The 12,026-nt window shown below is 64.7% G+C and carries 16 protein-coding genes; 9 read left to right on the top strand and 7 right to left on the bottom strand.

Annotated features, from left to right (window positions below; translation table 11 throughout):
• Positions 1-3 precede the first annotated feature (3 nt).
• Complete coding sequence (locus ACY9XZ_RS06150; RefSeq protein WP_463456175.1) at positions 4-366, bottom strand: group I truncated hemoglobin; 363 nt, start codon at positions 364-366, stop codon at positions 4-6.
• A 129-nt stretch (positions 367-495) separates the two neighbouring features.
• On the bottom strand, positions 496-1,956 hold the full coding sequence (locus ACY9XZ_RS06145) for a M61 metallopeptidase family protein (RefSeq protein WP_463456174.1): 1,461 nt from the start codon (positions 1,954-1,956) through the stop codon (positions 496-498).
• Between the two features lie 145 nt (positions 1,957-2,101).
• On the opposite strand from ACY9XZ_RS06145, the gene ACY9XZ_RS06140 reads away from it, so the two are divergent.
• Entirely contained in the window at positions 2,102-2,554 is a 453-nt protein-coding gene (locus ACY9XZ_RS06140) for a TRAM domain-containing protein (protein WP_463456173.1), read from the top strand.
• A 76-nt stretch (positions 2,555-2,630) separates the two neighbouring features.
• Entirely contained in the window at positions 2,631-3,413 is a 783-nt protein-coding gene (locus tag ACY9XZ_RS06135) for an SDR family oxidoreductase (RefSeq protein WP_463456172.1), read from the top strand.
• A 21-nt stretch (positions 3,414-3,434) separates the two neighbouring features.
• On the opposite strand, the gene ACY9XZ_RS06130 is transcribed toward ACY9XZ_RS06135, so the two are convergent.
• Both ACY9XZ_RS06130 and ACY9XZ_RS06125 read right to left on the bottom strand, forming a co-directional pair.
• The gene (locus ACY9XZ_RS06130; protein WP_463456171.1) at positions 3,435-4,427 is read right to left on the bottom strand and encodes a mannose-1-phosphate guanylyltransferase; all 993 of its coding nucleotides are present in this window, start codon (positions 4,425-4,427) and stop codon (positions 3,435-3,437) included.
• An 82-nt stretch (positions 4,428-4,509) separates the two neighbouring features.
• Entirely contained in the window at positions 4,510-4,794 is a 285-nt protein-coding gene (locus ACY9XZ_RS06125) for a DUF7091 family protein (protein WP_463456170.1), read from the bottom strand.
• A 177-nt stretch (positions 4,795-4,971) separates the two neighbouring features.
• Between ACY9XZ_RS06125 and ACY9XZ_RS06120 the strand changes: the two genes are divergently transcribed.
• Together ACY9XZ_RS06120 and ACY9XZ_RS06115 are read left to right on the top strand one after the other, a co-directional pair.
• On the top strand, positions 4,972-5,916 hold the full coding sequence (locus ACY9XZ_RS06120) for a replication factor A (protein WP_463456169.1): 945 nt from the start codon (positions 4,972-4,974) through the stop codon (positions 5,914-5,916).
• Complete coding sequence (locus ACY9XZ_RS06115) at positions 5,917-6,531, top strand: RPA family protein (protein WP_004590293.1); 615 nt, start codon at positions 5,917-5,919, stop codon at positions 6,529-6,531.
• A gap of 46 nt (positions 6,532-6,577) precedes the next feature.
• On the opposite strand, the gene ACY9XZ_RS06110 is transcribed toward ACY9XZ_RS06115, so the two are convergent.
• Positions 6,578-7,006: a VOC family protein gene (locus tag ACY9XZ_RS06110; RefSeq protein WP_463456168.1), complete on the bottom strand. Its 429-nt coding sequence runs from the start codon at positions 7,004-7,006 to the stop codon at positions 6,578-6,580.
• Positions 7,007-7,141: 135 nt separating this feature from the next.
• Here ACY9XZ_RS06110 and ACY9XZ_RS06105 point away from each other — a divergent pair, with 135 nt between their 5' ends.
• Positions 7,142-7,576 carry a CopG family transcriptional regulator gene (locus ACY9XZ_RS06105; RefSeq protein WP_004515935.1) on the top strand — a complete coding sequence of 145 codons (435 nt, stop codon included), beginning with the start codon at positions 7,142-7,144 and terminating at the stop codon, positions 7,574-7,576.
• Here ACY9XZ_RS06105 and ACY9XZ_RS06100 read toward each other — a convergent pair.
• On the bottom strand, positions 7,568-8,020 hold the full coding sequence (locus ACY9XZ_RS06100) for a DUF5814 domain-containing protein (protein ID WP_306710074.1): 453 nt from the start codon (positions 8,018-8,020) through the stop codon (positions 7,568-7,570). The genes ACY9XZ_RS06105 and ACY9XZ_RS06100 overlap by 9 nt on opposite strands.
• A 533-nt stretch (positions 8,021-8,553) precedes the next feature.
• Between ACY9XZ_RS06100 and ACY9XZ_RS06095 the strand changes: the two genes are divergently transcribed.
• The 3 genes from ACY9XZ_RS06095 to ACY9XZ_RS06085 all read left to right on the top strand — a co-directional run bounded on the left by ACY9XZ_RS06095 (position 8,554) and on the right by ACY9XZ_RS06085 (position 10,282).
• Positions 8,554-9,222 (top strand): HNH endonuclease, encoded by a 669-nt coding sequence (locus ACY9XZ_RS06095; RefSeq protein ID WP_463456167.1) that lies wholly within the window; start codon positions 8,554-8,556, stop codon positions 9,220-9,222.
• 43 nt (positions 9,223-9,265) lie between these two features.
• A complete protein-coding gene (locus ACY9XZ_RS06090) occupies positions 9,266-9,544 on the top strand; it encodes a hypothetical protein (RefSeq protein WP_463456166.1) in 279 nt (92 codons plus the stop codon).
• Positions 9,545-9,634: 90 nt separating this feature from the next.
• A complete protein-coding gene (locus tag ACY9XZ_RS06085; protein WP_463456165.1) occupies positions 9,635-10,282 on the top strand; it encodes a phosphoribosyltransferase in 648 nt (215 codons plus the stop codon).
• A gap of 2 nt (positions 10,283-10,284) precedes the next feature.
• Here ACY9XZ_RS06085 and ACY9XZ_RS06080 read toward each other — a convergent pair whose 3' ends face one another.
• Positions 10,285-11,490: a CBS domain-containing protein gene (locus ACY9XZ_RS06080; RefSeq protein ID WP_463456164.1), complete on the bottom strand. Its 1,206-nt coding sequence runs from the start codon at positions 11,488-11,490 to the stop codon at positions 10,285-10,287.
• Between the two features lie 100 nt (positions 11,491-11,590).
• On the opposite strand from ACY9XZ_RS06080, the gene ACY9XZ_RS06075 reads away from it, so the two are divergent.
• The gene (locus ACY9XZ_RS06075) at positions 11,591-11,956 is read left to right on the top strand and encodes a cupin domain-containing protein (protein ID WP_463456163.1); all 366 of its coding nucleotides are present in this window, start codon (positions 11,591-11,593) and stop codon (positions 11,954-11,956) included.
• Positions 11,957-12,026 lie beyond the last annotated feature (70 nt).

The following is a 12,026-nucleotide window of genomic DNA, read 5'->3' as shown; positions in this document are numbered from 1 at the left end:
CGGCTACCCCTCCACGATGTCGTCTTCCATGGCGGCGACCTCCGCGAGAATCGCTTCGACGTCATCGTCGGGCACGCCGTTCGCCCGGAGCGCGGCTTCGAGGTGGGCTGCGACCTTGGCGAACGCGTCCTCGGTGATGCCCAGTCCCTCGTGGGCGGTTTGCATGTCGTCGCCGTCGTAGTCCACTGGCCCGCCGGTGACGACGCTGATGAACTGAGTCTGGTGACTGCGGAGCTGGTCCATGTCGGTCTCCTCGAAGTACGGTTCGAGCACCGGATCGTCGAGCACCCGGTCGTAGAAATCCGAGACGACCGCTTCGACCGCGTCGCGCCCACCGATCCGCTCGAAGATGGATTGTGATGCCATTGTCGGATGGCAAGTAAGCGGTCGGCATGACAGTTGTGGAAATACGCCTTCGGCTCGGAACCCCGCGACGGTGCCTGGACGCGGCCTAGGGCTGTGGGGCACCCTCCCAGATGACGGGGCCCGTGATCGCTACGGCCGCTCGCACCGTCGCTGCCGACGGACCAGTAACACTGACAGCATGCCGAGCGTCCCGAGCACGGTCCACTCCCCGTGGCGGTCGGTGACCGGCCGTGCGGTAGCGCCACTGTGCGTGGTCTCGTCGCCGGCACTGGTCGCTGTGGTCACGCTGTTATCGGCCGCCGGCGCGAAATTCGTCCGCCGACCGGTCGTATCTGCCGCGCCGCGTCGCCGCGAATCGTGCTCGGTGAGCGCGTCGACTGGGACCAACGGCGCGGGGCCGGTGACGGCCTGTCGGACGAACCCATCGAGGTCGTCCCCGGCGACGGCTGACACCGCTTCCGCGAACAGTTCGAGCGTGATTCGTTCGTCCTGCCGGGTCAGTCTGTCGAGGACCGCCTCGAACGTTCGGCTGCCGTCAGTCGCCTGCCGGAGACGGGCATCGATGGCCGCGACGACGCGCGTTCCCTTGTGGTACTGTGCGCCCGGCCCGTGCCAGCTATCGGGCCGTGTCAGGTCGGCAGTTTCGTGGCGCTCGGTCGTAACCCTGTCCCGGAACTGGTCTCCGTCGATCTCACCCGCGCTGTAGGTGAGTGCTGCGGTGTGGTAGTCCGCGCTCCCTTCGCTGAGCCAGTCCATCGCCGGCGCTGTCTCGAAGGTCTGTCGGGTGTGGCGGTACTCGTGGACCCAGACGTTGACCGGGGATCGGACGGGTTCGCCGGCGTTGACGATGACGTCCGACTCGCCGTTCGACGGGGTGTATCCACCCGCTGCGAGGCTGTTCGGCGCGACGAACACGCGGATGTGGTCGTGATCCGTTCCGGCGGTCGAGGCGCGCTTCGCATGGCTGATGGAATCGAAGACGGCAGTTCGGTTGGGTCGTAGCTCCGCATCCGCCGGGACGATCACGGTGATGCGGTCGCCGTCGACCGTTCTGGTCGCTGTCTCGTGGGGGCCGATGTAGGCGGCTGTGGTCCCGGCGACACCGTCCTGGCCGGGCGCGAGTGCCAGCGACTCGTTCCAGGCTGGCCGCGGTCCGACGTGCCAGCGCCAGCGGGCACGCAGCGACACTTCCTGTCTGGCAAGCAGCGTTCCGTTGTGGGTGTCGGCGGTCCGCTGGCCGAACGTCGTCGAGAGCCCGACAGGCACCGTGTAGGTCAGCTGTGGCGTCCCGGTCTCATCGCTGACACGCCAGCGGTCACCGTCGGGCTGGAGCCCGTCGGCTCGATGCACTGTCGTCGCCGCCGGCGTCCGTACCGACAGTCCAGTGACGTGCTGTGGTCGCTGAATCGTCGCGGTTACGCGTACTCGACCGGTCACGTTCGGTTCCCTCTCGACCGTGTACCGGACATTAATCGAGCTGTCGCCGACAGCGCCGACCTGTTCCGGCGGCCCCGACTCAACGCCGAGGGCCGCCGGAGACGTACAGATCAAAAGGAAGCAAACCAGCCCTGCCGACATCTGCGTTCTCATAGCTTTGGGTGCTGCCGAATGCTACGCGACAACCAGCGAGTAGCGGTAAAATGCGTGCCGGTGAAAATCTCAAACGTAATAACAGGCTGTGTGGGGTTAGAGTGGGGTCGCAAGCGTTTTGCCAGCGGCCGCGCTATCCCCTGATATGGCCGACTGTCCGCTCGCAGACGACTGTCCCAAATTCACCGAACGAATCCAGGGGATGGGCTGTACCCACTACGGCGACCGCGGCGGTGCCGAGTGGTGCAATCACTACAACCAGCCGATCTCGGAACTCAAGAGCCAGCCGGTCAAGATGGGCGAGGAAGTCACCGTCGACGTCGAGGACATCCACGAGAGCGGTGCCGGTGTCGGGCGGACCGAGGACGGCTTCATCATCATGGTCGACGGCGTGCTCCCGCCGGCCCGCTCGCTGGTCAGGGTGACGAACGTCCACTCGAACCACGCCCGGGCCGAGGAGATCGAGCGACTGGAGATGGACGAGGAGCTCTCGGAAGCCGAAACCGACGAGGGCGACACCGACGCCGACGAGACGGGCGACGACGCGGACGACGACGGCCGGCGTCTGGGCAGTCGGGACAACTTCTGGGGCAGCTAGGACAGTCCGCGAGTAACCGTCCACAGGACAGTTTGCGAGCGGGACTTCTTTGGGACAGTCGGTACTTCTTCCGGACATGGATCTCGAACTCGAAGGTAACGCAGCCCTGTGTACAGCCGCGACCAGCGGACTCGGCCTCGCGAGCGCTGAAGCGCTCGCCGCCGAGGGCGCGAACGTCGCAGTCTGTGGTCGGACGCCGGCCCACGTCGACGAAGCTCGCCAGCGGCTCGAATCGGTCGGTGACGGCGACGTGCTGGCCGTCCAGGCTGACATCACCGATCCGGACCAGATTGAAGCGCTCGTCGAAGAGACCGTCGACAGCTTCGGCGGCCTCGACCACGTCGTCACCAGCGCCGGCGGCCCGGCCCCCGGCCCGTTCATGGAGACGACTGAGCGGGACTGGTACAGCGCCTACGACCTGCTGGTGATGAGCGTCGTCTGGACGACCCAGACCGCCTACCCCTACCTCCGGGACTCCGAAGCCGGCACTATCGTCAACATCACCTCTCGGTCGGTGCGGGAGGTCATCGACGACCTGGTGCTCTCGAACGCTGTCCGCCGGGCCGTTATCGGCCTGATGAAGACCCAGGCCCGCGAGTTCGCGCCGGAGGTCCGCGTGAACGCTGTCTTGCCCGGTGAACACGAGACGCCCAGAATCGAGGAACTCATTGAGGCAGGTGTCGAGAGCGGCGAGTACAACTCGTACGAAGAGGGTATCGAGTCGTGGTGCACCGCACCACTGGGGCGCGTCGGCCAGCCCGAAGAACTCGGGGACGTCGTCGCCTTCCTCTCGTCGGCCCGGTCCTCCTACGTCACTGGGACCGCCCTACCAGTCGACGGCGGATCGATGCGGAGCTAACAGTCCTGGCCACCAGCCCGATCAGAACCGTCCGTCGTCCCGCAGTTCTGCGACCACTTCACGGACGCGCTGGGCCTCGTCTTTCGGGACGACCAGCGTCCGGTCGTCGAAGGACGCCACCACGAGGTCGGACACGCCGACGGCGCTGACGTGGCCGTCGCTCGCCAGCACGTTCCCGTCGGCGTCGATGGTGAATGCCTCGCCCAGCACCGCGTTCCCGTCCTGGCTGTCGAGGACGCGCTCGAAGGCGTCCCACGAGCCCAGGTCGTCCCACTCCAGCGCCGCCGGGACGACGAAGGCGTTGTCGGCCCGTTCGAGCACCGCGTAGTCGATACTCACCGGGTCGACGGCGTCGAACGCCGCATCAGGGTCTGTGTCCAGGCGGTCGATCATGGGTGCAAGTGGCGAGGACTCTGCGGCAGACAGGAGCGCCGTCGGCGTCCACGCGAACAGCCCGGCGTTCCAGAAGAACCCCTCCCGGACGTACCGCTCTGCGGTCTCCCGGTCAGGTTTCTCGTGGAACGTCTCGACCGGCGCGAAGCCGTTCTCGGACGCTCCGGGCTTGATATAGCCGTAGCCGGTCGCCGGCCGGTCCGGCTCGATGCCGACGGTGACGAGCCCCTCGGTTTCCACTGCGACCCGCGCTGCCGTGCGTGCGACTTCCGCGAACGGCCCCGAAATCCGGTGATCGCTCGGTAGACACAGCAGGACACAGTCCCCGACCTGCTCGCGGATGCGGTGGGCCGCGTACGCCAGCGCCGGCCCGGTGTCTTTCGGCTCCGGTTCGGTCAGCACCGCCGCGTTCGGGGCGCGCTCTCGCACCCCGTCGGCGAACGACTCCCGGGTCAACACGTAGGTCTCGTCCGCGAATCCGACGCGGCTGACAGTCTCAGCAAGTAGGGACTCGCCGTCCCCGAACGAGAGAAACTGTTTGGGCCGGTCGCTCCGACTCGCCGGATACAGGCGCTTTCCGGTTCCACCGGCCAGGACGAGTGCGACGAGCGGTCGTTCCATACCTCGGCTTCACCCGGCCGGTGCTAAAGTGTTGTACCGGCGAGCGCGTTGCAGAACGGTCGAATCCGCTGCCCGCAGCCGCTTACCACGTCTCTATCGTCCCGTCCCTGATGTCCTCGACACAGCCCTGGCAGTCCGGGTTCTCCCCGTCGTAACAGACCGGCCGCCGCTGTTCGTCCATCGACACCGCGCGGTACTCAGCGTGGCGGCGACAGACGATGCGGGCCCGCCCCTCCTCGTCCCTGGGTAGGCCAGCCTCCGCGGACCGCTTTCCGTTCTGGTAGGCCTTCTTCGCGTCGGAGAGTTGCTGCTCGGCCGACCGCAGGGTCTCCCGGATGAACCGCGCGAGTCGCTCGTCGTCGGCCATACCGACCGTTGTGCCCGCCGACAAATCAATCTTCTCGCGTGGCTCTCACAACGAAATTCGGGGCCGCGATGTCCCCACGCAGTTTCACTTTCACTCCGCTGGGCGAGTGTTTATAACCGAAGGCGACCAACTGTCGATTGTCTCCCAACGAAAACCAGGCGGAGACAGTGAAAGCCAATGACTGAGTCAGATTTGCGTACCCACGCGACAGAGATACACGAGCAGTTTTCCGACCAGCTAGAGATCGAGGTCGACGACGTCGTCGAGCGGCTCGATACGCTGGTGAACGACTACCAGGTCCCCATCAGCGAGGCCCGTCGAAGCGTCGTCAACACGTACCTCGACGAGGCCGGCATGGACCGCGACCAGCTGGGCGGCGGCGACGGCGGCGGCAACGAACAGGTCAACGTCGCCGACGTCGACGCCCCCGAGGAGTGGGTCGACATTCGCGCCAAAGTCGTCGAACTCTGGGACCCGCGCGCCGACGCTGTGGCCCAGGTCGGCCTGCTGGGCGACGAGACGGGCACGATCAAGTTCACGAAGTGGTCGAAGTCCGACCTGCCCTCCCTGGAGGAGGGCAAATCCTACGCCCTGCGCAATGTCGTTACCGACGAGTACCAGGGCCGCTTCTCCGTGAAGCTCAACCGGACGACCACCATCGAGGAACTGGACGAGGACCTCGAGGTCGGCGACGACAGCGTCGAGGCCGAGGGCGCGCTGGTCGACATCCAGTCGGGATCCGGGCTGATCAAGCGCTGTCCCGAGGACGACTGCACGCGCGTCCTCCAGAACGGCCGCTGTAGCGAACACGGCGAGGTCGAAGGCGAGTTCGACCTCCGGATCAAGGGTGTCCTCGACGACGGCGAAGAGGTCACCGAGGTCATCTTCGACGAGGAAGCGACAGAGGAGCTGACCGGCATCGCCCTCGAAGAAGCGAAAGAGATGGCGATGGACGCGCTCGATACGACTGTCGTCGCCGACGAGATGCGACAGAAGATCCTCGGCCGGTACTACCGCGTCCAGGGGCCGACGTTCGGCCGCTACTTGCTCGCCGACGAGCAGGAGCGACTGACCGGGGCCGTGGATGCAGACGAGATTCTCATCAAAGCGAGGTCGATCTAAATGGCGAGCACACCCACCCGCGAGGTCGCACGGCGCGTCTTCGCACGCGAGTTCAACGACGCGAGCTACACGTTCAAGGAATCCGACGACGACCGCGCGCCGGTGTACGTCCTCCTGCCGACTGGCCAGCGAGCCAACCGCGTGTTCCTGGTCGGCACCCTCACCGAGACCGAGGACGTCGGTGAGGACAGCGAGTACTGGCAGGGCCGGGTCGTCGACCCTAACGGCGACACGTTCTTCATGTATGCCGGGCAGTACCAGCCCGACGCGGCGTCGATGCTGCGCGAACTAGAACCGCCGGCCTACGTCGCCGTCGTTGGCAAGCCCCGCACCTACGAGACCGACGAGGGCGAGGTGAACGTCTCGATTCGCCCCGAATCCATCTCGGAGGTCGACGAAGCGACCCGGGACCGCTGGGTCGTCGAGACGGCGGAGCGCACCCTCGACCGGGTCAAGCGGTACAAGGAGGCTGACCTCGAGGACCCGGCCACCGACGAGTACATCGCGATGGCCGACGAGGAGTACGAGCAACTGTCAATCGAGAACTACCGGCAGTCGGTCGTCGGCGCGCTTGAAAGCTTACAGGACGAACAGGCCGAAGCCAGCGCGGACTGACCGCGGCGCGTCTTCGAATTTTTTGCTGCTGGCAAGTTTGCCGGCGCTACGGCTCCAGTAGCTCGATTCGGTTCCCCTCGGGATCGACGACAAACATGATTGTCGTCCCGCTCTCGGTCGTCTTCGGACTGCTGAGTGTTTCGACATCGTCGGGGAGTCGGTCGGCCACGGCCTCCAGGTTGTCGACCTCCAGCCCAGGGTGGGTCGACCCCGGACGATTGAGCTCCGGGTCCGGCATCTCTTCGCCTTCCGGCTCGTAGGTGGCCAGCTCCAGTCGCGCGCCGCCGGCGTCGAGGTGGACCAGCTCGGCGCTGGCTCCCTCGATGTCGACGGCGGTGCCAAAGGCCTCGTCGCCGACCGAAAAGCGCGTGAGTACGTCGAGTCCCAGCACGTCGCGGTAGAACTCGACGGCGCGGTCCAGGTCACTGACGATGATACCGAAGTGGTGAGCGGTTGCGTCGAAGTCTGTTTCCATCGCTGTCCGCAACCGGGGACGGCCGGCTGTTAAATCACAGCGGTTCGCCCATCGTTAGAGATGGCTGCCCGACCGCCAGACGCGGTAGCGTCTGACAAACGATTAAATACGTTGCTACTAAAACAGTACATAACTATGGGCAACAAAAACAAGACCATCTCCTTTCGCGTCAGCGAGGACAAATTCGAAACCCTGCGCGAAATCGCCGAGGAGCGCGATATCTCGCTGTCCGCGGTTTTCCGGGACTACGTCGACACGCTCGTTTCCCACGACGGCCAGGTGAAGGTCGCCCCGGAACACGAGTTCGAGGACGACGCAACCGAGACCAGCACCGAGAGCTTCCCACCGAAAGTCGAGGTCCCGAAGAGCTTCGTCCGGGAGCACGAACGGCTCGAACTCGAAGCCGAGCACCTCCGCGAACAACTGGAAGAACACAAACGCTACGTCACGAAGCTCCGCCAGCAACTCGACGAGATGGACCAGGACGAGGTCATCCACCTCGAAGACTTAGACCAGGGCGAAGAGGAAGACGCCTCCTACCGGATCGGCAGCTTCGACGACCTAGAGTAACCGCTGGCGTTTCCGCTGTACGTCCTCGGCCACGTCGTCGCGCCCATCGACATCGGCCAGCGTTTCCACGGCTTCTAATGTTCTGACGGAGTTATCGAGGAAGGAGAGCACGTCGCCCGGATACGCGTACAGCATGTAGTCGTCGCTCATCACATCGACGATGGCGTCCGGCCCCATCCCCTGCTCGCGCAGTTCCAGCAGATACGAGATGAACTTCCGCTCGGCACAGCCACAGTGGGGGTTGGCCTCACAGTCACAGTCCAGGAAGTCTTCGGCAAAATCCAGCACTCGCTCTCTGGAGGCTTCATCGAGCTTTGCCAACCCCTCCCCCTGAAAGAGGATGTCCAGCGTCGCACCCTTGAACGCCCCCTTCGGAAAGCTCGTCTCTAGCTGGGAGGCGAGTTGCTGGTGGTTTTTGACGTATATTTTGTCCGTGATGGCCACGCGTACCAGTCTGTACGCGTCGGCCGTGTAAAAGCGTCTCGAAGCAATTGGTGGACTGATGAATGTCGTTCCACCCCGAGGGGCCACCGCTGTCACGCGCTCTCACGGCCCACTGGTTCCCAGATTCGTAACGTATTTCTGTTCCAGCGGAATATCTATGAATGCTTCAGCGAGCGTGTCCGGGCTGGGGTAGTGGCATCCTTTAGCCTTGTGGTGGCTAAGAGGCGGGTTCAATTCCCGCGCCCGGACTTAGACTTTCTACCTGCTAATTTCGACAGTTTTGGTATATTGACACCCTTATTTCTACCACCGATTCCATCGATTTATGATGTATCAACAGGACACATTTTCACATGGTAAATCACGACTGCCCGTCCTGTGGCCGAACGTTTGACTCTCGACGAGGACTTGGCGTTCATCACAGCAGTGCCCACGGCAAACGGCTGCCGAACCGGGAATGTGACAAATGCTCGGACCGGTTTTATTCCGAATACGAGAAGCGCTACTGCTCCGACGAATGCCGTGACGTCGCAGTGTCATTCTCGGGGGCCGACAACCCGAACTACTCCAATGCGAAGGAGGAGACGACCTGTGACAACTGCGGTACGACTTTCAAGTACTACCCGTCGGAGAAAGAGGGGTGTTACTGCTCGGAATGCGTCGAAACTGCCGAATGGCGACACACACGACGGATTTCCGGAGGTGACAACCCAAACTGGAACGGCGGGAAACTACGATTTGACTGTTCTATCTGTGAGAGCTCCGTTGAGCGGTATCCGAGCGACGTGACCGGCGAAGTCGTCCTCTGCAGTCGGGACTGCCACGCCGAGTGGCTCTCGGAGACGTTCACCGGCGACGGACATCCGAACTGGCGCGGCGGTGGCGTCGGCGACTACGGGCCGGGCTGGCGGGCAGTACGCGAGCAGGCCTTAGAGCGGGACGGCCGCGCCTGCGTGCTGTGTGGCACTGCTGCCGACGAGTTGGGGCGGAACCCGGACGTACACCACATCGTGCCGGTCCGGCTGTTTGCCGCGCTGCCGGCGCTTGCCGTCCGGGACGCACACACGTTGGACAACGTCGTCTCCCTGTGTCCGAGTTGCCATCGTGAGGTGGAGTTCGGTCGCGTTTCGCGTGCGGAACTGCGCTGGCGGGCCGGTATTCGGCGGTTGGATGCGCCTGCTGCCCGCGCCGCGACGGCGTAACCGGACCGGAATCTACACAACCGGTCCCGCCGCCAGTACGCGTATGTCACCGACCGTCGACGAGTTGCGGAACGAAATACGGCAGGCCGTCGGGCGGTACGAACGCCCGGTCTCGACTGCCTTCACCAAGGAAGCGCTGGCCGCAATCTGTGAGGCTGTGGGGTACGACATCGACACGGATCGGCTGCCGTCGAAGCCACAGATGCGAGCGGGCATTCTCTGGAGGATTGGGGAGCGGGACGACGACGACCCGGCGGAGACGGGGTCTCCGTTTCGGAAGGGAGAACTCGAAGCGATTGCCGCGGCGCTGGCCGACGAGTAGCGGGAGTCCTTCGCTGGTACTGGTCCACGGGGTTACCTGACGCCCGCCAGCATGCGGAGCTATTTGCGTCCCGACAGCGAACTAACTAGTATGGTACGCAACCGCTCCCCGCCGTTCGAGAACAGGCGCGCCGCCGGTCGACGGCTCGGCGAGGCGTTGCGCGAGCGGGACATCGCTGCCGACATCGTCCTCGCGATACCGCGCGGCGGACTGCCGGTGGCGCGTCCCGTCGCCGACGCGCTCGACGCGCCGCTGGACATCGCGGTCGCAAAGAAGATCGGCGCACCGAGCAACCCCGAGTTCGCCATCGGCGCGGTCGCCGCCGATGGGTCGGTCTGGCTCAACACCGATGTCATCGAACACCGGGAGATCCCCCGCGACTACGTTGCGAGAACGCGAGCGGAGATGGCCGACGCCGCCCGACAGAAAGCCCAGCGCTACCGCGACTCAGAGTCGTCGCCGGCGCTCGCAGGCAAGCGGGTGTGTCTCGTCGACGACGGCGTGGCGACGGGCGCGACGGTGCGGGCCTGCATCGAACAGATCCGACAGGCGGACCCCGAGCGACTCGTGCTCGCGGTGCCGGTCGGCTCGCCGTCGGCGATTTCGGAGCTCGAAGCACTGGTCGACGAGGTCGTCTGTCTGGAGATGCCGTCGGATTTCCGGGCCGTCGGCCAGTACTACGAGCAGTTCGAACAGGTCTCGGATGCGGAAGCGATGTCGTATCTCGCCGACGAATGACGCTACCGCTCGATTCTGGACTCCGGCCGGACGGTCTCGGTTTCCGACTCGCCGATGACGGTGTAGTCGCTGCTCGATTTGATAATCGAGAGCGCCGTCATGATGTCAGACCGGGTGAGCAACCCCTCGAATGAGTCGTCCTCGGCAGTGACGAGCAGGCGACCGACGGAGTTCTGCTGGAGGGAAGTCAGCGCATCCATCACGTCAGTGTCCGGGCTGATCGTGATGATTTCCGTCGTCATCACGTCGCCGACGGTGTACGCCTCGCGCTCGACCTCCTGGACGGCGCGGGCGTCTTCGAGCGTCACGAGGCCGACGACTTCGCCGCCCCGCTCCACCGGGTAGCCGGTGTGGCGCTCCCTGAACATCGTCTGGATGAGCTCCCGGACGGACATGTCTTCGGGGACCGTCGTCACGTGGTCGGCCGGCGTCATCACGTCAGCGACGGTGACGCCCTCGAAGGCGGCCCGCATCGAGGTCTGGCGGGACTCGCCCGCCGCACCGATGTAGATGAAGAAGGCCAGGCCGGCGAGGAAGATGTTTCCGAGGACGAAGATGCCAAAGAGGCCGAGGAAGACGGCGAATATCTTCCCGACCTCGGCGGCGATGGTGGTGGCCCTGGCGTAGGACCGACGGCGGGCTAACAGTGCCCGCAGGACGCGGCCGCCGTCCATCGGGAAGCCCGGGAGCATGTTGAACGCCGCCAGCGCGATGTTCATCAGCGCGAGATAGCCGAGGATGAACCGCGCTGACTCGATAGGGGTCGCCGCGCCGCTCGGGAGAATCTGGAACGCGACGAAACAGACGGCGCCGACGGCGATGCTGACGATGGGGCCGGCGATGGCGATGACAAGTTCCTGCTTCCAGTCTTCGGGCATCTCGCTGAGCTGGGCGATGCCGCCGAACAGCCAGAGCGTGATGGAGTCGATGGGGAAGCCATAGCGGATCGCCACGAGGGAGTGGCCGAGTTCGTGGAGGACGACGCCGGTGAACAGGCCGACCGCCGCACCGATACCGAGCACCCACACGAGCGCGCCGTCGGTAAGGACAGCCGCGTCCAATCCGGCGTTCAGCGTCCCGTTCAACAGCTCGGTCGTCTGTTCGATCTGTGTCCCGATAATCCAGGCGAACAAGGGGAGCACGAGGAGAAACGTCAGATCCAGCTGTATGGGGATTCCGAACGCGCTTCCGATGCGAAACCGGCGCATACCCGTCGCTTGTCGGGGGACGGTCTTAAGCCCCCTTGGCTGGAGTGGTGCGGACAGTGTCGCCGGTACGCCTTTGCGCCGAGCCCGCGATAGAGCGACCATGAGCGAGCCACTGATTCGCCGGGCCGCGGATATCGAGTACGATGCCGTCGACGCAGCCGACGGGCTGGAGAAGGGCGTCCTCATCGGCGCGGAACAGGGCGGGGGCAATCTCGCGATCCGCCGGTTCACGCTTGCCTCCGGCGGCAGCGTGCCGAAACACACCAACGATATCGAACATGAGCAGTACGTCCTTTCGGGCCGCTACACCGTCGGCATCGATGGCGAAGAGTTCGAGGTCGAAGCCGGCGACAGCCTCCACATCCCCGCCGGCGCTGTCCACTGGTACCGTAACGACGGTGACGAACCGGGTGCGTTCCTCTGTGCGGTTCCCGCCGGCGACGACGAAATCAAACTACAGGAGTGACTGCCATCATCAGTTATACAGGAACAGCAACGCCTGAGCGCCAGAACGCACAACCTGAAGCTGGCTAGAT

This window comes from Haloarcula sp. HT12 (genome assembly GCF_055271655.1).
Note: the sequence above shows the minus strand (reverse complement) of the source record. Positions and strands in the feature narration are given on the sequence as shown.